The 19,888-nt window shown below is 70.9% G+C and carries 20 protein-coding genes and 1 pseudogene; 13 read left to right on the plus strand and 8 right to left on the minus strand.

The annotated features are described in order from the left end of the window. Positions 1-19: 19 nt before the first annotated feature. From JAO84_RS25605 to JAO84_RS25620, 4 genes are all read right to left on the minus strand, one after another. Positions 20-496, minus strand: a complete 477-nt coding sequence (locus tag JAO84_RS25605) for a MarR family winged helix-turn-helix transcriptional regulator (protein ID WP_265864805.1) — start codon at positions 494-496, stop codon at positions 20-22. An 81-nt stretch (positions 497-577) separates the two neighbouring features. Then, a complete protein-coding gene (locus JAO84_RS25610; RefSeq protein WP_265864824.1) occupies positions 578-1,354 on the minus strand; it encodes an AIM24 family protein in 777 nt (258 codons plus the stop codon). A 23-nt stretch (positions 1,355-1,377) separates the two neighbouring features. Next, positions 1,378-2,028 carry an AIM24 family protein gene (locus JAO84_RS25615; RefSeq protein WP_370414943.1) on the minus strand — a complete coding sequence of 217 codons (651 nt, stop codon included), beginning with the start codon at positions 2,026-2,028 and terminating at the stop codon, positions 1,378-1,380. Further along, entirely contained in the window at positions 2,028-2,666 is a 639-nt protein-coding gene (locus JAO84_RS25620) for an AIM24 family protein (RefSeq protein WP_265864803.1), read from the minus strand. Before JAO84_RS25620 ends, JAO84_RS25615 begins: the two co-directional genes overlap by 1 nt. A gap of 108 nt (positions 2,667-2,774) precedes the next feature. On the opposite strand from JAO84_RS25620, the gene JAO84_RS25625 reads away from it, so the two are divergent. Both JAO84_RS25625 and JAO84_RS25630 read left to right on the plus strand, forming a co-directional pair. Beyond that, the gene (locus JAO84_RS25625) at positions 2,775-3,119 is read left to right on the plus strand and encodes a DUF3817 domain-containing protein (protein ID WP_265864802.1); all 345 of its coding nucleotides are present in this window, start codon (positions 2,775-2,777) and stop codon (positions 3,117-3,119) included. Then, a complete protein-coding gene (locus JAO84_RS25630) occupies positions 3,116-3,409 on the plus strand; it encodes an MTH1187 family thiamine-binding protein (protein WP_370414944.1) in 294 nt (97 codons plus the stop codon). The genes JAO84_RS25625 and JAO84_RS25630 overlap by 4 nt, the downstream gene beginning before the upstream one ends. A 24-nt stretch (positions 3,410-3,433) precedes the next feature. Here JAO84_RS25630 and JAO84_RS25635 read toward each other — a convergent pair whose 3' ends face one another. Beyond that, positions 3,434-3,874, minus strand: coding sequence for a MarR family winged helix-turn-helix transcriptional regulator (locus tag JAO84_RS25635; protein WP_370414945.1), 441 nt, complete (start codon positions 3,872-3,874; stop codon positions 3,434-3,436). Between the two features lie 61 nt (positions 3,875-3,935). Between JAO84_RS25635 and JAO84_RS25640 the strand changes: the two genes are divergently transcribed. From JAO84_RS25640 to JAO84_RS25650, 3 genes are all read left to right on the plus strand, one after another. Further along, positions 3,936-4,463, plus strand: a complete 528-nt coding sequence (locus JAO84_RS25640) for a MarR family winged helix-turn-helix transcriptional regulator (protein WP_370414946.1) — start codon at positions 3,936-3,938, stop codon at positions 4,461-4,463. A 91-nt stretch (positions 4,464-4,554) separates the two neighbouring features. After that, a complete protein-coding gene (locus tag JAO84_RS25645) occupies positions 4,555-6,399 on the plus strand; it encodes a glycosyltransferase family 2 protein (protein ID WP_370414947.1) in 1,845 nt (614 codons plus the stop codon). A gap of 3 nt (positions 6,400-6,402) precedes the next feature. Further along, complete coding sequence (locus tag JAO84_RS25650; RefSeq protein WP_370414948.1) at positions 6,403-8,391, plus strand: galactose oxidase-like domain-containing protein; 1,989 nt, start codon at positions 6,403-6,405, stop codon at positions 8,389-8,391. Between the two features lie 30 nt (positions 8,392-8,421). Here JAO84_RS25650 and JAO84_RS25655 read toward each other — a convergent pair whose 3' ends face one another. Together JAO84_RS25655 and JAO84_RS25660 are read right to left on the minus strand one after the other, a co-directional pair. Continuing rightward, on the minus strand, positions 8,422-9,447 hold the full coding sequence (locus JAO84_RS25655) for a glycoside hydrolase family 6 protein (protein ID WP_370414949.1): 1,026 nt from the start codon (positions 9,445-9,447) through the stop codon (positions 8,422-8,424). An 82-nt stretch (positions 9,448-9,529) separates the two neighbouring features. Further along, a complete protein-coding gene (locus JAO84_RS25660; RefSeq protein ID WP_370414950.1) occupies positions 9,530-10,531 on the minus strand; it encodes a DUF5937 family protein in 1,002 nt (333 codons plus the stop codon). 82 nt (positions 10,532-10,613) lie between these two features. On the opposite strand from JAO84_RS25660, the gene JAO84_RS25665 reads away from it, so the two are divergent. The 4 genes from JAO84_RS25665 (at position 10,614) to JAO84_RS25680 (ending at position 14,602) form a co-directional block, all read left to right on the plus strand. Continuing rightward, positions 10,614-11,912 (plus strand): MFS transporter, encoded by a 1,299-nt coding sequence (locus JAO84_RS25665; RefSeq protein ID WP_370414951.1) that lies wholly within the window; start codon positions 10,614-10,616, stop codon positions 11,910-11,912. A 31-nt stretch (positions 11,913-11,943) separates the two neighbouring features. Next, on the plus strand, positions 11,944-12,453 hold the full coding sequence (locus JAO84_RS25670) for a MarR family winged helix-turn-helix transcriptional regulator (RefSeq protein ID WP_265864788.1): 510 nt from the start codon (positions 11,944-11,946) through the stop codon (positions 12,451-12,453). A gap of 43 nt (positions 12,454-12,496) precedes the next feature. Then, positions 12,497-12,829: a DUF3817 domain-containing protein gene (locus tag JAO84_RS25675; RefSeq protein WP_265864787.1), complete on the plus strand. Its 333-nt coding sequence runs from the start codon at positions 12,497-12,499 to the stop codon at positions 12,827-12,829. Between the two features lie 72 nt (positions 12,830-12,901). Beyond that, the gene (locus tag JAO84_RS25680) at positions 12,902-14,602 is read left to right on the plus strand and encodes a methylmalonyl-CoA mutase (RefSeq protein ID WP_265864786.1); all 1,701 of its coding nucleotides are present in this window, start codon (positions 12,902-12,904) and stop codon (positions 14,600-14,602) included. Between the two features lie 94 nt (positions 14,603-14,696). Here the strand turns inward: JAO84_RS25680 and JAO84_RS25685 are convergent, their stop codons facing one another. Beyond that, positions 14,697-15,335, minus strand: coding sequence for a TetR/AcrR family transcriptional regulator (locus JAO84_RS25685; protein ID WP_370414952.1), 639 nt, complete (start codon positions 15,333-15,335; stop codon positions 14,697-14,699). 263 nt (positions 15,336-15,598) lie between these two features. Between JAO84_RS25685 and JAO84_RS25690 the strand changes: the two genes are divergently transcribed. The 4 genes and pseudogenes from JAO84_RS25690 to JAO84_RS25705 all read left to right on the plus strand — a co-directional run bounded on the left by JAO84_RS25690 (position 15,599) and on the right by JAO84_RS25705 (position 19,867). Next, positions 15,599-16,567, plus strand: coding sequence for a tetratricopeptide repeat protein (locus tag JAO84_RS25690; protein ID WP_370414953.1), 969 nt, complete (start codon positions 15,599-15,601; stop codon positions 16,565-16,567). Positions 16,568-17,169: 602 nt separating this feature from the next. Further along, the gene (locus tag JAO84_RS25695) at positions 17,170-17,835 is read left to right on the plus strand and encodes a DUF6230 family protein (protein ID WP_265864783.1); all 666 of its coding nucleotides are present in this window, start codon (positions 17,170-17,172) and stop codon (positions 17,833-17,835) included. Between the two features lie 131 nt (positions 17,836-17,966). Beyond that, positions 17,967-18,581, plus strand: a complete 615-nt coding sequence (locus JAO84_RS25700) for a DUF6114 domain-containing protein (RefSeq protein ID WP_370414954.1) — start codon at positions 17,967-17,969, stop codon at positions 18,579-18,581. After that, a pseudogene (locus JAO84_RS25705) lies at positions 18,571-19,867 on the plus strand (hypothetical protein). The gene JAO84_RS25700 and the pseudogene JAO84_RS25705 overlap by 11 nt, the downstream one beginning before the upstream one ends. Positions 19,868-19,888 lie beyond the last annotated feature (21 nt).

Genomic DNA, 19,888 nt, shown 5'->3' on the forward strand with positions numbered 1-19,888 from the left:
TGCGGGGCTAAGACACGGCCTACGGCTTCCCGCGGCGGCCGCGCAGCTGCTCGGCGACCGGCTTCAGCGAGTCGTGGAGGTCGGTCAGGGCCTCCGGGCCGATCTGGTCGATGAAGTGCTTGCGCACCGACTCGACGTGGTGCGGGGCGACCTTGTGCATGGTCGCCATGCCCTCGTCCGTCAGCACCGCGTAGAGCCCGCGCCGGTCGGACTCGCAGTTCTCGCGGCGCACCAGGCCGGCGTTCTCCATCCGGGTGATCTGGTGCGAGAGCCGGCTCTTGGACTGCAGGGTGGCGGCGGCCAGATCGCTCATGCGCAGCCGCCGCTCCGCCGACTCCGAGAGGTTCACGAGGATCTCGTAGTCGTTCATCGTCAGGCCGAAGGGCTGGAGGTCCTTCTCCAACTGGTACGTCAGCATTCTGTTGACGTCCAGGAAGGTGCGCCAGGCGCACTGCTCTGCGTCCGTGAGCCAGGGGGTGGCGGTCTCGGTCTCCATATATGGATTCTACCTAAAGAAGTTGAATACTTGACGAACTCTGGGAGTGTGTTCGACGCGTCACGCTCCGCAGACTACCGCTCACAGACCGAAGCGACGCTGCAGGTCCCCCAGCTGGCCGGGAAGACGCGGTACCGACCCCGCCTGGTTCTGGCCGGAACCATGCGATCCAGGCATCCCCGGCACGGCACCCGGCACACCCGGTCCCGCCGCCGCCCCCGGCGCGCCGATCGCCCGCTCCGCCATCAGCAGCTCCGTGGACTGCAGCAGCACCGTACCGGCCCCGACGAACTCGAACTGGTGCTCCTCGCCCGACGAGCCGCCGATGCCCGTCAGGGCCCGTACGCCGCCCATCACGCCGGTCAGATAGCCGTGATCGTAGTGGTGGCAGGGGGAGGGGCAGTCCGCCCAGCCGACCAGCGCCTGCGGATCCACCCGCAGCGGCGGCTCCATGAACACCACCGGACCGTTCGACGCCGCCACGAACTTCCCCGTACCGATCAGCGTCACGAAGCCCGGCACGATCGACTGCTTCAGCGCCAGCGAGGGCTGGTACGCCAGCAGATTCCCCGAACGGATCGTCAGATTGCCCTCGTCCAGGTCGTACGAGTTCACGTCGAACGCCCGGTCCGCGAGCAGCATCTTCCCGCTGCCCTCCGCCACCACCCAGTCGCTCGCGTGCAGCGGCGAATGGAACGAGGTCCGCACCAGCCGGTCCAGCCGGCCGTGACCGATCCCGTTGAAGTCGATCCGCCCGTAATAGGCGATCATCTTGCCCTTCTGCAGGAACCACTGGGAGCCCTTCAGCTCCACGCAGAAGGTGTACGGATTGACGTTGTCGTCCGACGGCAGAGTCATCGGGTCGTGGATCACAGGGGTGCTCACAGCTTCTCCTCCGAGGCCTGGACGTAGACCGCGCCACTGCCGCTCAGCTCCAGCTGGAACGCCTCGCCCGAGCCCCGGCCCACCATGTCCCGCCAGCCGAGCGCCGTCGACAGCTTGTTGCGCACGTCGCCGTGGTGCGCCACGTACGCCTGCGGGTCGACGTGCACCGGACGGCCCGGCGTGATCGGCAGCTCGATCACCCCGCCGTGCGCCATCACGGCCACCGAGCCATGGCCCTTGAGGGTCGTGGTGAACAGGCCCTGACCGGTCACCTGGCCGCGCACCATGCCCATCACGCCGCCCTGCGAGCCCATGAACATGGTGCCCTGCTCCAGGGTGCCGTCGAAGGCGAGCAGCCGGTCGGCCTCCACGTAGAGGGTGTCGCCGGTCAGCGCGATCACCTGGATGTGGTGGCCGCCGTGCCCGAACATCACCGTGCCGCTGCCCTCCACGGTCATCAGCGGGGTCGCCTCGCCGGCCACCCGGCGGCCGATCATCGACATCAGACCGCCCTGGCCGCCCGTGATGTTCGGCGTGAAACTGACGTCGCCGCGGTACGCGAGCATCGCGCCGCGCTGGCTGAAGAGCCGCTGCCCCGGAATCACCGTGGCCTCGATCATCTTGGAGTTGATCTCGCGGAACGGCATCAGACGTCACCTCCGATCGTGTTCCGCTCGGACGGCTGGACGTACACGAGTCCGTCACCTTCGAAGCGGATCTGGAACGCCTCGCCGCCGCCCTCGCCCAGGAAGGTGCGGAAGGTCACACCGGACTGGAAGCTCTGCTGGAGGTTGCCCTGGTGGGCGATGTACGCGCCGGGGTCGACCGACAGCGGGTACTGCGGGCTCACCCGGAGCACCACCGCCGGACCGTCCGACATGATCGCCGCCTGCCCGGTGCCCTCCACGGTCGTGGTGAACAGACCGTTGCCCGTCGCACCCCCGCGCAGCCCGGTGAACGTCGTGCCGGTGCGCAGCCCGGCGTCGGTGCAGAGCAGATTGCTCGCCTCCACCCACAGCTTGTCGCCGTGCAGTTGGACGAGGTTGATCTCGGAGGCCCGGTCGGCGAACCAGCAGGTTCCCTGCCCCCGTACCTCCATCACCTCCATCTGCTCACCGGTCAGCCGGCGGGTCACCATGCCCCGCAGACCCTCACCGCCGCCGGACATCTTCTTGAAGGCCATCTGGCCGTCGTAGGCGACCATCGAGCCGTTTTTCGCCTTCACGGCGTCGCCGGTCATGGTCACGGCGAGCACTTTGCTGCCTTGGAGTCGGAACGTTGCCACCCAGGGAAGGTACTGGGCCCCCGGATAAAGGGACAGCAAAGTCGCCGTGCACAATGGAACGGCCCTTGTGCATCCGTTCACAAGATCCGAACGAAGGTGACCCCTCCCGTGGACATCAAGACCGCCTCCTCCCTGCACCGGCTCCGGCTCGTCTCCGCACCGGAAGCAGTGTCCTTCCTGCTGCTCCTGGTCTGCTCGGTGCTGAAGCGGACGACGGACTTCAACGCGGTGCCGGTCATGGGCGCGATCCACGGCATCCTCTTCATCCTCTACGTCCTCTTCTGGCTGGACGCCTGGAACAAGACCAAGTGGAGCTTCGGCACGGCCGCGCTCTACTTCGTCCTCTCCGTGCTTCCCTTCGGCGGCTTCGTCGCCGAGCGCAAGCTGAAGCGTGAGGCCGAGGCCGCGGTCATCGCGTCCCGCGCCCGCCGCGAGGGCGTGGTCAACGCATGATCGTCGCGTTCTCGGTGACCCCCCTGGGTGTGGGGGAGGACGTCGGCGAGTACGTCGCCGACGCGGTCCGCGTCGTCCGCGAGTCGGGCCTCCCGAACCGTACGGACGCCATGTTCACCTCGATCGAGGGCGAGTGGGACGAGGTGATGGACGTCGTCAAGCGCGCCGTCGCCGCCGTCGAGGCGCGCGCCCCGCGCGTCTCCGTCGTCCTGAAGGCGGACATCCGCCCCGGCGTGACGGACGGCCTGACGCAGAAGGTCGAGACGGTGGAGCGGCACCTGGGTGCGTGACGCGTCCTCGCGGAGCCCCGGACCTCAATCGGTCCTGGGCTCCGTCGCGTCCAGGTGGTCGGCGACGCGCCGGAGCAGGGTGAGGAGGGTTCCGTACTCCTCGGGGGACAGGCTCTCGGTGACCCGGGACCGGAGGGCGGTGACCTGTTCGGCTATGCGGCGGTGGGCCGCGTGGCCCGGGGCGGTCAGTTGGATCGTGTCGGCGGGGCCGGGGCGGGCCCAGCCGCGGTGGACCAGGGCGTCGACGTAGGGGCGCGTCGACGGTTCGGCGGGGGAGAGGAAGGGGGCCAGGGTCTCGTCGATCCGGCTCGGGGTGATGGGCTCGTACGAGAGGGTGTTCAGGACCTGCCAGCCGCGCCGGGTCAGGTCGTCGGCGGCGAAGAGGCGGGCCATGGCGGCCTCGATCGCGCCGTCGATGTGCTTGAGCCAGTAGCCGAGCGGGCGCTGGGTGCGGAGGTCTTCCATGACGTTCCCCCATCGTGGGCGCCAATGCATGTGTTTTTACAACAGTTGTAAACTAGCATGCATGTCGGACAAGCAACAGCGCCAGGCCCTCACCGCCGTCGAGCGCGCCATGGTCGCCATCCGCCGCAGCCAGACCCGCCGCTCCCTCGGCCGCCTCGCCCCGCCCGACGGCGAGGGCCGGCCCGTCGACCCCACCCTCTTCGGCGTCCTCGACGCCGTCGAGGAGCGTGACGGTGCCTGCTCCGTCTCGGACGTCGCCGCCGCGCTCGGGGTGGACCAGCCCCGGGCCAGCCGGCTGGTGCTGCGCGCCGCCGAGGAGGGGTGGTTGACGCGGGCCCCGGACCCCGGCGACGCCCGCCGGACGTTGCTCGCGCTCACGCCCGAGGGCCGGGATCGGCTCGACCGGACCCACCGCCTCCGTGAGGAGGTGTTCGCCCGGGCGATGGCGGACTGGCCGGCGGCCGACCGGGTGGAGTTCGCCCGGCTGCTCACCGCCTTCGTCGAGGGGTTCGGGCGGGAGGTCGGCTCGGCGCCCCAGGGTCCCCGGGCCGTCTGTCACCCGTTGCGCGTAGAGGATGGCGGGATCTGAAAACCCCTCACTCGGACGCTTCCAGTCGACACGCCGATGAATGTCCCCTTTTGTGGGGCTATCGACAGGTTCGACGACAGCTGGAGGCACCGTGCGGCCGGGAGGCTACGACTACGACACCTACAGCCGACTCGCCGGTCCCCTCACGGAACCGGACCAGGCGAACGGGCCCTACCGGGTGCAGTACCGGAGTCTGCTCTCGAAGGAGCCGCACCGAATACGAGCCGTCCTCCTCATGGGGCTCGCGCCGCTGCTCTCGGCGCTGCTCCTGGCGTATCTCGTCTGGCCCAGCCACTGGACCGTGCGCGAGGGGGACGACGTCTGGCGGGTGCCGTACGACACCGTCATGCTCGTCGCGATCGGGCTGATCTGCTTCTTCATGCTGGTGAACGTCACCTCGATCGCGCACGCCACCCTCGTCGCCCGTGACCCGATACCCGTGCGCGCCGCCCCCGGCACCCGGGTCGCCTTCCTCACCACGTACGTGCCCGGCAAGGAACCGCTCTCCATGGTCCGGGCCACCCTCCAGGGGGCCGTACGGCTGCGCCACGACGGGCCGCTCGACGTGTGGCTGCTCGACGAGGGCGACGACGCCGACGCCAAGGCGCTCTGCGAGGAGCTCGGCGTCCGGCACTTCACCCGGGCCGGAGTCCCCGAGTGGAACCGCAGGAAGGGCGTCCACAAGGCCCGCACCAAGCACGGCAACTACAACGCCTGGCTCGCGATGCACGGCGACGGCTACGACTTCTTCGCCTCGGTCGACACCGACCACGTGCCGCTGCCCAACTTTCTTGAGCGGATGCTCGGCTACTTCCGCGACCCCGACATCGCCTTCGTGGTCGGCCCGCAGGTGTACGGCAACTACACCTCCGCCGTCACCAAGGCCGCCGAGTCGCAGCAGTTCCTCTTCCACGCGCTCATCCAGCGGGCCGGCAACCGCTACCGCACCCCCATGTTCGTCGGCACCAACAACGTCGTGCGGATCTCCGCCCTCAAGCAGATCGGCGGCCTGTACGACTCCATCACCGAGGACATGGCCACCGGCTTCGAACTGCACCGCCGCCGCAACCCGCTGACCGGCCGTTTCTGGCGCTCCGTCTACACCCCGGACGTGCTCGCGGTGGGGGAGGGGCCGGCCTCCTGGACCGACTTCTTCACCCAGCAGCTGCGCTGGTCCCGCGGCACCTACGAGACGCTGCTCAAGCAATACTGGAAGGCGCCCTTCCGGACCCCGCCCGGACGGCTCCTCAACTACACGCTGATGCTGGTCTACTACCCGATGACGGCCGTCAACTGGCTGCTCGGCATCCTCTCCTGCGTCCTCTTCCTCTGGCTCGGCGCCTCCGGCACCCAGGTCTCCTCCTCGGTCTGGCTGATGATCTACAGCGACGCCGTCGCCCTGCAGATCGGCCTCTACCTCTGGAACCGCCGCCACAACGTCTCGCCGCACGAGCCCGAGGGCTCCGGCGGCCTCGCCGGCATGGCGATGTCCGCGATCTCCGCGCCGATCTACCTCAAGTCGCTGGGCTCCGCGCTGCTCCGCACCCGCGGCCGCTTCGTCGTCACCCCCAAGGGCGGCGAGGCCAGCCCCGACCGGATCCTCACCTTCCGGATCCATCTCTACTGGGCCGCCGTCCTCATCGCCTCCCTCGTCGCCTCCGTCCACTTCGGCCACACCCACGCCGCTATGCGCACCTGGGCCGTGCTCGCCCTGGTCATCGCGCTCGCCCCGATCACCGTGTGGGCCTTCACCGCCCAGCGCGAGAAGCGCCGGCTCCGGGTGCGCGCCGCCGCCCGGGCCAGGACCCGCGCCCGCGGCCGTACGGACGCCGCCGAGGGTCTCGCCGCCGAGGGCCGCACCCTCGTCTCCACCCCGGCCAAGACCGGTCCCAAGCCCACCACCGCTCCCGCGCCCACGACGACCGGAGGGAACTGAGCCATGGCCTACCGGCCGTCCAAGCAGTTCAAGAAGACCCTGTTCGGCAGCGGTGCCGTCCTCGTCCTCGCGGCCCTCAACGCTCCGGCCGCCGTCTCCTTCGCGAGCGAGAAGTACCACGCGTACAAGATCGCGCAGCCCGAGTACATGAAGAAGTACGGCTCCTGGGACGTGGTCGACGTCCCCGAGCAGTACCGGGTCAACGCCATCCACGCCGCCCTGCTGCACACCGGCAAGGTGCTGCTCATCGCCGGCTCCGGCAACAACCAGAAGAAGTTCGACGCCGGCACCTTCGAGACCGTCCTGTGGGACCCGGTCAAGAACACCTTCAAGAAGATCGACACCCCGGAGGACTTCTTCTGCTCCGGCCACACCCAGCTCCCCGACGGGCGCCTCCTGGTGGCCGGCGGCACCGCCCGCTACGAGATCCTCGACGGCAAGGTGAAGAAGGCCGGCGGCGGCATGCGGGTCAAGAACGAGAGTCCCGACCGGGCGATCACCCTCAAGAAGGGCACCGTCTTCCGCTCGCCGTCCGGTGTCGAGTACGTGTCGAAGTTCGACGTCACCGTCCCCAAGGCCAAGCGCGAGTTCGAGATCTCGTACTTCAAGAGCGGCCAGATGAAGCCCTGGAAGACCAAGGTCACCGCGGCGGAGGCGCGGGTCTTCGTCGAGGCCGTCAAGGAGGGCCCGCAGGCGCTCACCACCGAGGCCGCGCAGTACGAGGTCGTCGGGCTCAAGGGCGACGACGCCGACAACGTCTACGGCCTGGCCCAGAAGCTCACCACCGAGAAGCAGGACTTCCAGGGCATCAAGGCGGCCTACGAGTTCGACCCGAAGGCCGAGCGGTACATCCCGGTCGCGCCGATGAAGGACGCCCGCTGGTACCCGACCCTCGTCACCCTCGACGACGGCAAGGTGCTCGCGGTGTCCGGGCTCAACGACGTCGGCGACGTCGTCCCCGGCGACAACGAGATCTACGACCCGAAGACCAAGAAGTGGTCCAAGGGACCCTTCCGCTACTTCCCCACCTACCCGGCGCTCTTCCTCACCAAGGGCGGCAAGCTCCTCTACACCGGCTCCAACGCCGGTTACGGCCCCGCCGACAAGGGCCGCGAGCCGGGCCTGTGGGACCTGAAGAAGAACGCCTTCACCAAGCTGCCCGGCCTCACCGACCCCGACCAGCTGGAGACCTCCGCCTCCCTGATGCTGCCGCCCGCCCAGGACCAGAAGGTCATGGTGCTCGGCGGCGGCGGGGTCGGCGAGTCCCCCAACTCCACCGCCCGCACCTCCATCATCGACCTGTCCAAGGACAGCCCCGTCTTCACCGACGGGCCGGCCCTGCCCCAGGGCACCCGCTATCTCAGCAGCGTGCTCATGCCCGACGACACCGTCTTCACCAGCGGCGGCTCCGAGCAGTACCGGGGATCGGGCGGCAGCGACATCCTCAAGTCGCAGTTCTACGACCCCCGGAGCAACGCCTTCAACGAGGCCGCCGAGCCGACCGTCGGCCGCAACTACCACTCCGAGGCGCTGCTGCTGCCCGACGGCCGGGTCGCCACCTTCGGCTCCGACCCGCTCTACAGCAACAAGGACAACACCAAGCTCGGCACCTTCGAGCAGCGCATCGAGGTCTTCACCCCGCCCGCCCTGCACCGGGCCGGCGGGAACCGGCCGGTGCTCGGCGAGGGCCCGCAGGAGCTCGACCAGAACGGCCGGGCCACCTTCAAGACCCAGGACGCGACCCGGATCACCGCGGCCCGGCTGATGCGGCCCAGCGCCGTCACCCACACGACGGACGTCGAACAGCGCTCCATCGAGCTCGGTCTGACGAAGGAGGCGGACGGGGTGACCGTCACCGTCGAGGTCCCCAAGGACCGCACCCTGGTCCCGCCCGGCTGGTACATGCTGTTCGTGACGGACCAGGACGGGATCCCGTCCGAGGCGAAGTGGATCCAGGTGGCGGGCGAGAGCGATGAGCCGGAGGCTTCCTGACCCTTCGCCCGGCTCAGCCCCTCGCCCGGCTCAGCCCTTGGCCCGGCGCGCGAGGCCCAGCGCGTAGTCGGGCCACCAGGTCCCAGCGGCCGGACCGCCCCGGCAGGGGCCGTCCGAGTCGCCGGGGCGCTTGATCCACAGATACGCGTCGACCAGCTCGTCCCCGGTCCGGTCCGTCGGCGGCACGCCGAGCGCCCGGCCCGGGGGATTGCACCAGGCCTCCGCCCGGTCCCCCGGGAGGGGGCCGTCGCCGTTGCGGCTGGTGTCCACGGTGAAGTGGGTGCCGCCGAGCAGCCGGGACAGACCCGCGCCGAAGCCCCGTACGACGTCGTTGGTCTGGAAGTTGGAGACGTTGAGCGCGAAGCCGTCGGCGCGCGCGATGCCCGCCCGGCGCAGCGGCTCCACCAGCTTGTTCGGGTCGTCGATCCAGGCCGGGTTGCCGGCGTCCAGATAGACCCGGGTGTGCGGCTGCCGCTTGAAGCGCTCGATCGCCTCGGAGAGCAGTTGCAGCCGCTCCTCGTGGTACTCGCCGGGGGTGCAGCCGTCCACGACGTGCGGCACCGCGTCGGGCTCCAGGACCACGACGGCGGGCGCGTCCCCGATGGCCGTGGCGAAGGCGTCCACCCAGGTGCGGTAGGCCTGCCCGTCGTGCGCCCCGCCCGCCGAGTACATCCCGCAGTCGCGGTGCGGGATGTTGTACGCGACGAAGACCACCGTGCGCTCGTCGGGCGCCGCGCCCTTCACCGCCCGGGACACGTCCGGCACCGGGTTGTCGCCGGCCGGCCAGTCCGCCACCGGCTGTTCGGAGATCCGCCGCAGTACCTTGGCGTCCTCGGCACGGCCCTGTGCCTCGTACTGCCGCACCTGCCGGGCCGCGTCGCTCTCCGGGTCGACCCAGAAGGGCGAGCCGCCGGTCGGCGGCGCCGCCTCGCCGCGCGCCGAGGGAGGCCCGACGGGGGAGTCGGGCCCGTCGTCGCCCGTGCCGCAGCCGGTGAGCAGGAGGGCGGTGACAAGGCAGAGAGCGGCGGCGGTGGTGACGTGACGGCGGCGGAGCATCCGGCCCCCAGGGTCGGGTCGGGTTACAGGACGACGAGACGTGACGTGTCGGGCCACATGTCGGGCTATCGTGACATACCGGTCAGTCTGTGTCCGGTTGCGACACCGCGAGCGCGATCCCGAGCGCCGTCCGCTCGTACAGCACCTGATGCCCGTACCGCCGAGAGGTGAGCAGCCCCGCCGCCCGCAGCACCGACAGATGCGCCGAGACCGAGGAGAGCGCGAGGCCGAGCCGGTGCGCGAGCGCCGAGGTGCCCGCCGGCTCGTCGAGCGCGCACAGCACGTCCGCCCGCGCCCGGCCGAGGAGCCGGGCCAGCGCCTCCGGGGTGCGCTCGCCCGGCTCCGTCCACAGCCCGCCGATCCCGCGCGCCGGGTAGGCGATGGTCGGCTGCCACGGCGGGTCGAAACCGCTCACCACCTCCGGCCAGACGAACACCGACGGAAGCAGCACCAGACCCTGGCCCGCCAGGGCCCGCACATGCTCGCCCCGGTAGTGGTCCACGACGAGCGTGGCCGTCTCCTCCGACCACGCGAAGGCCGGGTGCAGCTCGCCGAGCAGCCGCTCCAGACCGCCGTCGGCGAGCCGCCGCGAGTGGTACGCGACATCCGCCTCCAACAGCGCCCGCAGGCGCGGCCACTCCGGCTCGACCAGCGTCTCCCAGGCCCGTTCGAGGAGATCCGCGAGGCGGGCGAGCGAGGCGGCCGGGTCCGCCAGGATCCGGCGCCCCTCCGCGCTCTCCGTGGCCCCCGGCGTGTCCGCGAGGGCCCGGGCGAAGTCCGCGGCGGCGACCTCCGGCGCGGTCGCCCGCACCGCCGCGATCTCCTCCGCGAGCACCGCGGCCGGCGTGAGCGGCGGCGGATAGAGGCAGTCCGGGCTGTGCCCGCGCCGCGGCATCAGCAGCTGCAGCGGCGCCAGGTCAAGGCCGCGCGCCGCCTCCGCGATCCGCCGCAGCCACGGCAGGTGGTACTTCTGCTGCCGCGGCCGGGCAAGGACCCGCACCGCGGACTGCGTCTCCCACAGCGGCGAGATCGCGAACCGGATGCGCAGCGGATCGGCCTCGCCGAAGTGCAGGTGGTACGGCACGGGGCCTCCAGGGAGCCGCAGAGACTTTCGGCTGGGGCCGAAAGTCTAGGGCGGGACACTGACACCCCCGCACGCTGCGGGCATGCCCACGAACGACCTCAAGCCGCCGGGGGAGCCCCCGGCGCCCGCCGACACCCGCCCGCCGGCCGCCCCGCAGACCGGCTACCGTGCCGTCTTCGCCGTCCGCGAGTTCCGTTACGTGTTCGCCGCGCACCTCTGCTCGCTGCTCGGCGTCGTCGTCAGCGAGCTCGCGCTCACCGTGCTCGTGTACGAGCTCACCCGCTCGCCGCTGCTCTCCTCGCTCACCTTCGCGCTCGGCTTCCTGCCGTACCTCTTCGGCGGCACCGTGCTCGCCGGGCTCGCCGACCGGGTCCCGCCGCGCCGGCTCCTCGTCGTCTGCGACGTGATCTGTGCGGCCTGCGTCGCATTGATGACCGTGCCGCTCACGCCCGTCGCCGGGCTGCTAGCGCTGCGCTGCGCCGTCGCCGTCGTCGCGCCCGTGTTCCAGGGCACCCGGACGGCGACCCTCGCCGACATCCTCGGCGAGGGGGAGCTGTTCGTGCTCGGGCGGTCGCTGCTGCGGATCGTGTCGCAGAGCGCGCTGCTCGCCGGCTTCGCCGTCGGCGGCGTGCTGCTCACCGCCGTGCCGCCGCGCGGCGCGCTGGGCATCACCGCAGGCACCTTCCTGGGCTCCGCGCTGCTGCTGCGCCTCGGCACCGCCCGCCGCCCGGCCCGCGGCGCCGGGGAGCGGGAGGGCCTGCGGGCCACCTGGGGCGTGCTGCGGGACCGCCGGGTGCGGGCGCTGATGCTGATGTTCTGGGTGCCGCCGATGTTCGCCGTGGTGCCCGAGGCGCTGGCCGCGCCCTTCGCGGACGCGGCCGGGGCGTCCACCGCCGCGCTCGGGCTGCTGATGTGCGCGCTGCCGGTCGGCACGGTGCTCGGCGAGCTGCTCGCCGGTTCGCTGCTCTCCGCCGCCGCCCGGGCCCGGATCGTGCTTCCGCTGGCCGCGACCGGGCTGCTGCCCTTCCTCCTGTACGCGGCCGGGCCGGGCGTCGGGCTCGCGGCGGCCGCGCTCGTCCTGGCCGGCGCCACCGGCGCGTACACCCTCGGTCTGGACGCCTGGTTCGTCGCGGCCGTCCCGGAGGAGCGTCGGGGCCGGGCGATGACGCTGATGAGCGCCGGGATGATGACCAGCCAGGGCCTCGGCATGGCCGCGGCGGGCGTGGCCGCCGAGTTCGCCGCCGTGCACACCGTGGTCGCGGGCGCCGGGATCCTCGGCACCGGGTGCGTGGCCCTGCTCGTACGCGAGGTCCGGACGGTCCGGACGGTCCGGAACGGTCCCGAGGACGACGGGATCGACCGAAAGGCGAGACGGGGCTGACCGCCATATGACCAGTCGGTAAGGTCGACGCGTGCCGAAGCCGCTCAGTCTCCCCTTCGACCCCATCGCCCGCGCCGACGAACTCTGGCAGAAGCGCTGGGGCCCGGTCCCCTCGATGGCCGCGATCACCTCGATCATGCGCGCCCACCAGATCCTCCTGGCCGAGGTGGACGCCGTGGTCAAGCCGTACGGGCTGACCTTCGCCCGCTACGAGGCGCTGGTCCTGCTGACCTTCTCCAAGGCCGGCGAGCTGCCGATGTCGAAGATCGGCGAGCGGCTCATGGTCCACCCGACCTCGGTGACCAACACCGTCGACCGATTGGTGAAGTCCGGCCTGGTCGCCAAGCGCCCCAACCCGAACGACGGGCGCGGCACCCTCGCCTCGATCACCGAGAAGGGCCGCGAGGTGGTCGAGTCCGCCACCCGCGACCTGATGGAGATGGACTTCGGGCTCGGCGCGTACGACGCCGAGGAGTGCGCCGAGATCTTCGCGATGCTGCGCCCGCTGCGGGTCGCGGCGCACGACTTCGACGAGGGCTGACCCGCGCGAAGATCGCCCGGAACCTGCCGTTACGCTCGATGCCATGAAATCCAGCGTGCTGACCCGCTACCGCGTCATGGCGTACGTCACCGCGGTCATGCTCCTCATCCTCTGCGCGTGCATGGTCGCCAAGTACGGCTTCGGCGTCGGTGAGGACCTGACCTTCGCGGTCTCCCAGGCCCACGGCGTCCTGTACATCATCTACCTGATCTTCGCCTTCGACCTGGGCTCCAAGGCCAAGTGGCCGTTCGGCAAGCTGCTGTGGGTGCTGGTCTCCGGCACGATTCCCACGGCCGCCTTCTTCGTCGAGCGCAAGGTCGTCGCCGAGACGCTTCCGCTGGTCAGCGGCGCGCAGCCGGCTCCGGCCAAGGCCTGACCCCGAACCTCCGTACGTATGTGCGGAGGTTTGCCATCGACATTTACTAGGACGTCCTAGTAAATTCGAAGCATGGACGCTGACGCCATCGAGGAAGGCCGCCGTCGCTGGCAGGCCCGTTACGACAAGGCCCGCAAGCGCGACGCCGACTTCACCACGCTCTCCGGGGACCCGGTCGAGCCGGTCTACGGCCCGCGCCCCGGGGACAGCTACGAGGGGTTCGAGCGCATCGGCTGGCCCGGTGAGTACCCCTTCACCCGCGGTCTGCACCCGACCGGCTACCGGGGCCGCACCTGGACCATCCGCCAGTTCGCCGGCTTCGGCAACGCCGAGCAGACCAACGAGCGCTACAAGATGATCCTGGCCGCCGGCGGCGGCGGGCTCTCGGTCGCCTTCGACATGCCCACCCTCATGGGCCGCGACTCCGACGACCCGCGCTCGCTCGGCGAGGTCGGGCACTGCGGTGTCGCCATCGACTCCGCCGCCGACATGGAGGTCCTCTTCAAGGACATCCCGCTGGGCGACGTCACCACCTCGATGACGATCTCCGGCCCCGCCGTCCCCGTCTTCTGCATGTACCTGGTCGCCGCCGAGCGCCAGGGCGTCGACCCGGCCGTCCTCAACGGCACGCTGCAGACGGACATCTTCAAGGAGTACATCGCGCAGAAGGAGTGGCTCTTCCCGCCGGAGCCGCACCTGCGCCTGATCGGCGACCTGATGGAGCACTGCGCGCAGGGCATCCCCGCGTACAAGCCGCTCTCGGTCTCCGGCTACCACATCCGCGAGGCCGGGGCGACGGCCGCGCAGGAGCTCGCGTACACCCTCGCCGACGGCTTCGGCTACGTGGAGCTCGGTCTCTCCCGCGGCCTCGACGTCGACGTCTTCGCGCCCGGCCTCTCCTTCTTCTTCGACGCGCACCTCGACTTCTTCGAGGAGATCGCCAAGTTCCGCGCCGCGCGCCGGATCTGGGCCCGCTGGATGAAGGAGGTCTACGGCGCCAAGACCGACAAGGCGCAGTGGCTCCGCTTCCACACCCAGACCGCCGGTGTCTCGCTCACCGCGCAGCAGCCGTACAACAACGTCGTGCGCACCGCGGTCGAGGCCCTCTCCGCGGTCCTCGGCGGCACCAACTCGCTGCACACCAACGCCCTCGACGAGACCCTCGCGCTCCCCAGCGAGCAGGCCGCCGAGATCGCGCTGCGCACCCAGCAGGTGCTGATGGAGGAGACCGGCGTCGCCAACGTGGCGGACCCGCTGGGCGGTTCCTGGTACGTGGAGCAGCTCACCGACCGCATCGAGGCCGACGCCGAGAAGATCTTCGAGCAGATCAAGGAGCGCGGTCTGCGCGCCCACCCGGACGGCAAGCACCCGATCGGGCCGATCACCTCCGGCATCCTGCGCGGCATCGAGGACGGCTGGTTCACCGGCGAGATCGCCGAGTCCGCCTTCCGCTACCAGCAGGCCCTGGAGAAGGGCGAGAAGCGGGTCGTCGGCGTCAATGTGCACCACGGCTCGGTCACCGGCGACCTGGAGATCCTGCGGGTCAGCCACGAGGTCGAGTGGGAGCAGGTCCGCGTCCTCGGCGACCGCAAGGGCAAGCGGGACGAGGCCAAGGTGCGCGCCGCCCTCGAAGCGATGCTGGCGGCGGCCCGGGACGGGAACAACATGATCCCGCCGATGCTCGACGCCGTACGGGCCGAGGCCACGCTGGGCGAGATCTGCGACGTGCTCCGCGAGGAGTGGGGCGTCTACACGGAGCCGGCCGGCTTCTAGGGCCTCCGCCGTCAGGCACGAGGGGCGGTACGGGAGTTCCCGTACCGCCCCTTCGTCGTACGGCCCCGGCCGCCGGCGTCGCTTTTCGGCCGTCCTAGCCGACCTGGCCGGCCTCGTCCACCGCGCCGAGGCCGCCGATGAGCAGTGCGGACAGGCGCCGCACCCACGCCTGGTCGACCGGTTCGGCGCTCACCAGGGCGCGGTGCACCACGGCGCCGGCCACCACGTCGAAGATCAGGTCGTCGCCGGCCGCGATGGTCTCCGGGTCGCGCTCGGCGGGCAGCTCGCCGCGCTCCTGGGCGCGCTGGCGGCCCTCCAGGACCAGTCGCTTCTGGCGGTCCACGATGGAGTCGCGGATCCGCTCGCGGAGCGGTTCGTCGCGGGTGGACTCGGCGACCACCGCCATCAGGGCGGTCTTGGTCTCGGGGCGTTCGAGCAGCGCGGCGAACTGCAGGACGACGTTTTCGATGTCGGCGCGCAGGGAACCCAGATCAGGCAGTTCGAGTTCGTCGAACAGGACGGCGACGGCGTCCACGACGAGTTCGTTCTTGTTGGCCCAGCGCCGGTAGAGCGTGGTCTTGGCGACGCCGGCCCGGGTCGCGACATCGCCCATGGAGAGCTTGGACCAGCCCAGTTCCACGAGGGCCGCCCGGGTCGCCTCCAGGATGGCCGTGTCGGCCTCCACGGAGCGCGGGCGTCCGGTTCGGCTTCGGGAACGGGTGCGGCTACACATGGACGCGACCATACCCGTCAGTAGGTATTGCGCCAGTGGCGGGCGATGTGAGCCAGTTCACCACCGGCCCCGCCCCACGCCGGGGGTCGCTGCCATTACGCTACGACCCGTAGCGAAAGGCTTGAACAGCCTCAGCGACAACCACCGCGCCGGGTGGGGACCCGGCGCACACCCGCACACACCGAACCGCATCGTCCCACCCCGGACGGCGCGGTTCAGCCATGGCTTTCCGGTTACGCGCGCGGAGGGGGGAGGATGTAGCCATGCAGCCCCGAAACATGTCCATGAGCGGCGTCGTCGACCTCGCCGCGGTGAAGGCGGCCGGCGAGGCCAAGGCGAAGGCCGAGGCGGCGCGCGCCGAGGCCGCGCGGCACGGCGGCACGTCCGCCGTCGCCCCCTCCGCCCTGGTGATCGACGTCGACGAGGCCGGCTTCGAGCGCGATGTGCTCCAGCGGTCCGCCGAGGTCCCGGTCGTCATCGACTTCTGGGCCGAGTGGTGCGAGCCCTGCAAGCAGCTCGGCCCCCTTCTGGAGCGTCTGGCCGTCGAGTACAACGGGCGGTTCCTGCTCGCCAAGGTCGACGTCGACGCCAACCAGATGCTGATGCAGCAGTTCGGCATCCAGGGAATTCCGGCCGTTTTCGCGGTGGTCGCCGGTCAGGCGCTGCCGCTCTTCCAGGGTGCCGCCCCCGAGGCGCAGATCCGCCAGACCCTCGACCAGCTGGTCCAGGTCGCCGAGGAGCGCTTCGGCCTCACCGGCATCCAGGTCGACCCCGACGCGACCGGCGACGAGAGCGCCGCGCCCGCGCCGGCCGGTCCGTATGACGCGCTGCTCGAGGCGGCCATGTCCGCGCTCGACGCGGGCGACCTGGCCGGCGCCGTCCAGGCGTACAAGAACGTGCTCGCCGACGACCCCGGTCACCCGGAGGCCAAGCTGGGGCTCGCCCAGGCCGAACTGCTCTCCCGGGTGCAGGGCGTGGACCCGCAGCAGGTGCGCAAGAACGCGGCGGACAACCCGGCCGACGTGGCCGCCCAGATCGCCGCCGCCGACCTGGACCTGGTGGGCGGGCACGTGCAGGACGCCTTCGGGCGGCTCATCGACGCCGTGCGCCGCACGGCCGGTGAGGACCGGGACGCGGCGCGGCTGCGGCTCCTGGAGCTCTTCGAGGTGATCGGCGCCGACGACCCGCGGGTGACGGCGGCCCGGCAGGCCCTGGCGAGCGCCCTGTTCTGAGCCCTCGTCCGGTCCTCGCCCGCGCTCCACAACGGGACGATTTGGCGACACAGTGACATTCGGCGGCCGCGCTTTACCAAAACTTGGTAATCGCGGCCGCTGTTACTTGCAGTAAATCGAACCCGAAAATCTGTCCGGTTTTCTCCGCCCTCATCCTCCTTTGTCGTGTCACGCGGAGGCACCCTGTGTGGCCGTCCGATGTCGGCCCGTCGTGTCGTGGTTATCAGGCCGTTACTAGCGAGTAACGAACCCCCTTGTGCGGGCGCCCGTAATGGACCACGATCGGCGACGCTCGGTCCGACACCGCACCAGCCCGGCTCCCCGCCGACTGCGCGCGGCGAAGGGTCCCCACCGAGCGGGCCGGCGGCGACGTCGCCGGCCGTGGACAGGGGGGTTCCTGCTCTGACCGGCAGGGCCTGTCCGATCCGGCCGCGCACCGCGTGGCCAGTGGTTGTCGCTCGGGGGTGATCGCCGGTGATTAGGACGCGCGTCGTGCCGCCTGAGCCCTCGGCGCTCTCCTTCCCGAGGACGTAGCACTTCTCCCATCCCAGGACGGGCCCTGGGCCCATCCGGAGATGTACGTCCGAGAAGGAGGAATTCTCATGAAGTCCCAGGTTCGTGGCGGGACCAGATGGAAGCGGTTCGCCGTCGTCATGGTGCCGAGCGTGGCCGCGACGGCCGCGATCGGTGTCGGCCTGGCCCAGGGCGCGCTCGCCGCGTCGTTCAGCATCTCCGGCCAGGAGTTCAAGGTCAGCACCGACAGCCTCGTCGGCAATGACTTCGTGCAGTACGGCAGCGTGGACGCGGGCAAGGACCTCGAGGGCAAGGACTTCGCCGCTCCGGTGGCGGTCTCCGGCTTCTCCGAGGCCTGGATCACCAACATGTGCCAGTCCGTCGTGACGCCGAACATCCCGTTCGTCGGCGATGTGACGCTGCAGCTGAAGGCCGGCACCGGCGGCGCCAACGACGCCTCCAAGAAGGTCTACGCGAAGAACATCTACCTGGATGTCTCCTCGCTCAAGACCGACGCCGAGTTCGAGAACATCGACATCGGCGTGGCGGCGGGCAACCTCGCCAAGGCGCCGGGCAAGCCGGGCATCCAGCCGAACACCAAGGCCAACCCGTACGGCTTCGGCCAGCGCGCGGACGTGGCCCGGCTGTCCAACGTGCAGCAGACGGCGTGGGCGACCACCGCCGGCACCTTCAAGCTGCCCGACCTCGACCTGTCGCTGAAGCGCGGCAAGGGCGCCGGGGTCGAGTGCTTCTGAGGCAGACGTCCACCTCGGACTGAAGCCCGGGGGTGTGGGGCCGCCTCGCGCGGCCCCGCATCCGCACACCACGGGCACCTGCCCGCTCTTCCCTCTTTTCTCAGTACCACCGCTTTCAGGGAGCTGTTTCCATGAGCGCCGAGTCCACTGCTTCCAGCGGAGTCCACCAGGAGAACCGGTTCCGTGTCTGGCGGCAGACCCGGCCCTTCTGGGCGGGCCTGTTCACGATGCTGGGCGGCGTCCCGATCGCGTACCTCCCGTACGGGGACATGCGCCTCGGCAACGTCACCCTCGCCATGGCGACGACCGCCGGAGCCGGTGCGCTGATCATCGGCGTGCTGCTGATCACCCTCGGGCTCACCATGTGGTTCCAGCCCGCCGTCCGGGTCTTCGCGGGCGTGGCGGCCATCGTGCTCGGACTCATCTCCATCCCCGTGTCGAACTTCGGCGGCCTGGTCGTCGGCTTCCTCCTCGCCCTCGTCGGCGGCGGCATGTCCGCGGCGTGGGCCCCGGCCCCGCCGGCGGAGGAGTCCGCGGAGGAGCCGGAGCGGGCCGAGCAGTCGGAGTGGGCCGAGCGGCCGGAGTCGGACGAGCGGACGGAGGCGGCGCCGGCCGCCCCGGGCGAGCACCACGAGCACGACGGCACGACCGGTACGACGCAGCCGCTGATCCCCCAGCAGGGTGCCGAGGTCCCGGTGGCCGAGACCACGACCGAAGCCAACGGCGGGAGTAACAGTGCGGGGTGACGAAACACAGTCGGCCGGGACGGAGAGAGGACCGCGCCACGCGGCCCCCCGCAAGTCCTTCCTGAACAAGCTCCACGCGCCGGTCGGCAAGGCGATGGCCCTCGCGGCCATGCCCACCGCGGTGATCGTGGGCATGGGCCTGGCGCCCCGGCTCGCCCTCGCCGACGACAGCAAGGACATCCCCTTCGCGCCCGGCCCGTGCGTGACCCGCTCGGACGAGCCGACGGCCGACCCGTCCGCCACGGCGGACGCGACGGAGAGCCCGAAGCCGACCGCGAGCGCCACCGCGACCGCGCAGCCCACCGAGGAGCCCCCCCCCGGACGCCTCGGCGAGCACGGAACCCAAGCCGACGGCGACCTCCGACGCGACCGCGCAGCCGAAGACGGGCACCACCCAGGCGCCCGCGCCCAAGACCACCACGGCGCCCGCGCCCACCCCGACGCCCACCAAGTCGGTCAACCCGCTCGACCCGCTGGGCCTCGGCGACGCGCTCAAGGACCTGTTCGACGGGCCCGACGCGACGACCGCACCGGCGCCCGCGCCCACCTCGTCGGCCACCCCGACGAAGGCGCCCACCACGACCACGGCCCCCACGAAGGCGCCCACCGCGCCGACCGGCACGACCGCGGACAAGCCCGCCGGGAAGACGGAGACGACCGACACGGTCGACAAGACGAAGGCCGCCATCCAGGACGCCGCCGACAAGGCCGGCGCCACCACGGAGGAGCTGGACGACTCCGCGAAGGGCCTCGAACCGACCGCGGACGAGGACATACCGGACGGCGCCAAGCCGCGCTTCCCCTGCCCCGAGCCCGACCCCGAGGCGCTCGCCGCGGCGGAGCTGGAGCCCGGCATGCCGCTGCTCCCGGACGCGCCGTGGCGCCTGGAGACCAGCACCCTGGAGCTGCGCGGCCTCAAGTACCACGGCATCGTCGAGGTGAAGACGGGCAGCGGTCAGATCAAGAAGGTCCTCAAGTTCACCGCGGACGAGGTGGACATCTGGAACCTGCACCAGCTGACGGAGCACTCCGACGGGCTGACCGGACACGTCCGCTCCAACCCGGGCTCGAAGTCCACCATCCGCAACGGCACGGTGACCATGTACACGGAGGAGCTGAAGGGCAATCTCTTCGGCCTCATCCCGGTCACCTTCAGCCCGCAGTCCCCGCCGCCGCTCGACGTCCCGTGGGCCGTCTTCACCAACTGCACGGTGAAGCAGGCCGGCCAGTTCGGCGGCACGCTCAAGGTCCCGGGCCTGCGCAACACCATCGAGCCCAACGCGTAACAGGGCCCACCGCGCAACAGA

It is taken from the genome of Streptomyces fradiae (genome assembly GCF_041270065.1).
In the GTDB taxonomy this organism is placed as follows: Bacteria; Actinomycetota; Actinomycetes; order Streptomycetales; family Streptomycetaceae; genus Streptomyces.

Coding starts and splice junctions, on each gene's coding strand:
- JAO84_RS25605 (WP_265864805.1), bottom strand. CDS start 496: ATGGAGACCGAGACCGCCACCCCCTGGCTCACGGACGCAGAGCAGTGC.
- JAO84_RS25610 (WP_265864824.1), bottom strand. CDS start 1,354: ATGACTCTGCCGTCGGACGACAACGTCAATCCGTACACCTTCTGCGTG.
- JAO84_RS25615 (WP_370414943.1), bottom strand. CDS start 2,028: ATGCCGTTCCGCGAGATCAACTCCAAGATGATCGAGGCCACGGTGATT.
- JAO84_RS25630 (WP_370414944.1), top strand. CDS start 3,116: ATGATCGTCGCGTTCTCGGTGACCCCCCTGGGTGTGGGGGAGGACGTC.
- JAO84_RS25635 (WP_370414945.1), bottom strand. CDS start 3,874: ATGGAAGACCTCCGCACCCAGCGCCCGCTCGGCTACTGGCTCAAGCAC.
- JAO84_RS25640 (WP_370414946.1), top strand. CDS start 3,936: ATGTCGGACAAGCAACAGCGCCAGGCCCTCACCGCCGTCGAGCGCGCC.
- JAO84_RS25650 (WP_370414948.1), top strand. CDS start 6,403: ATGGCCTACCGGCCGTCCAAGCAGTTCAAGAAGACCCTGTTCGGCAGC.
- JAO84_RS25655 (WP_370414949.1), bottom strand. CDS start 9,447: ATGCTCCGCCGCCGTCACGTCACCACCGCCGCCGCTCTCTGCCTTGTC.
- JAO84_RS25665 (WP_370414951.1), top strand. CDS start 10,614: ATGCCCACGAACGACCTCAAGCCGCCGGGGGAGCCCCCGGCGCCCGCC.
- JAO84_RS25675 (WP_265864787.1), top strand. CDS start 12,497: ATGAAATCCAGCGTGCTGACCCGCTACCGCGTCATGGCGTACGTCACC.
- JAO84_RS25680 (WP_265864786.1), top strand. CDS start 12,902: ATGGACGCTGACGCCATCGAGGAAGGCCGCCGTCGCTGGCAGGCCCGT.
- JAO84_RS25685 (WP_370414952.1), bottom strand. CDS start 15,335: ATGTGTAGCCGCACCCGTTCCCGAAGCCGAACCGGACGCCCGCGCTCC.
- JAO84_RS25690 (WP_370414953.1), top strand. CDS start 15,599: ATGCAGCCCCGAAACATGTCCATGAGCGGCGTCGTCGACCTCGCCGCG.
- JAO84_RS25695 (WP_265864783.1), top strand. CDS start 17,170: ATGAAGTCCCAGGTTCGTGGCGGGACCAGATGGAAGCGGTTCGCCGTC.
- JAO84_RS25700 (WP_370414954.1), top strand. CDS start 17,967: ATGAGCGCCGAGTCCACTGCTTCCAGCGGAGTCCACCAGGAGAACCGG.